This window comes from Streptomyces sp. NPDC006265 (genome assembly GCF_040613555.1).
Taxonomy (GTDB): Bacteria; Actinomycetota; Actinomycetes; order Streptomycetales; family Streptomycetaceae; genus Streptomyces.
Genome location: NZ_JBEXSH010001454.1, coordinates 1 through 1,266 on the forward strand (window position 1 = coordinate 1; position 1,266 = coordinate 1,266).

General features: G+C 78.0%; 1 pseudogene. It reads left to right on the forward strand.

Annotation, left to right across the window (positions count from 1 at the left end):
• A pseudogene (locus tag ABZ281_RS49755) lies at positions 1 to 1,266 on the forward strand (primosome assembly protein PriA); the annotation flags it as partial.

The window sequence follows — 1,266 nt, forward strand, 5'->3', positions numbered from 1 at the left end:
CCTTCCTGGAACTCGACCGGCAGACCGCCCGCAAGGCCTGCATGGTCCAGTCCCTGCCCGTCTGGGACGACGGCGACGACAGCCACAGCGAGCAGCACGCCCCGCAGCCCCATGCCCGCGAGGTGCTCCTGCTGCGGGCCGCCCAGGACAAGTGCGGCTTCCTGCTGGGGAGCTGGGGCTGCACGGTGGAGGCCGCACAACTCGTCGAGAGCGGCTGGGCCCGGCCGCTCGTCGCCGGGCGGGACCAGGTACGGGGAGCCGCTCCGCTGGTACGGACCGTCGGCGACCAGGATCTCGCCCGGGACGAGGCCGCCCGGGCCGCCCGGCTGCCGACGCTCGCCTGGCAGGCCGTCAGGGACGGGCTGCGGAACGGCCCGGTGCTGGTGCAGGTGCCCCGCAGGGGGTACGTGCCGCGCATGGCCTGTGCCCACTGCCGGGCGCCCGCGCGCTGCCGGCACTGCTCGGGGCCGTTGGAGGCACCCGACGGCGATGCCCTGAACTGCGGGTGGTGCGGGCGCGCGGAGAGCGGCTGGCACTGCCCGGACTGCGGATCCTTCCGCCTGCGTGCCTCGGTCGTCGGTGCGCGGCGGACAGCCGAGGAACTCGGCCGGGCCTTCCCCGCCGTGCCGGTGCGCACCTCGGGTCGGGAACACGTGCTCGACACGGTGCCGGGGGCGCCCGCACTGGTCGTGAGCACGCCGGGGGCCGAGCCCGTCGCCGAGGGCGGGTACGCGGCGGCGCTGCTGCTGGACGGGTGGGCCATGCTCGGGCGGCCCGATCTGCGGGCCGGGGAGGACGCGTTGCGGCGGTGGATCGCGGCCGCGTCCCTCGTCCGGCCGCAGTCGGCCGGCGGCACGGTGGTGGTCGTGGCCGAGCCGACGCTGCGCCCCGTACAGGCGCTCGTCCGCTGGGATCCCGTCGGACACGCGGTGCGGGAACTCGCCGAGCGGTCCGAGCTGGGATTCCCGCCGGTGTCGCGGATGGCGTCCGTGTCGGGCCCCGCCGAGGCGGTGGCCGACTTCCTCCGTACGGCCGAACTGCCGCCCGAGGCCGAGGTGCTGGGGCCGGTGCCGTTGCCCGTCCCCGCCGCCGGGCGGCCCCGGCGGGTGGGGGCGCCACCGCCCGGGGAGCAGTGGGAGCGGGCGCTGCTGCGGGTGCCGCCCGGCCGGGGTGCCGCGCTGGCCGCCGCGCTCACGGCCGCGCAGGCCGCGCGGATGGCCCGGGGGGGCGGAAGCGGCGCCGGTGTGTGGGTACGGGTCGATCCGG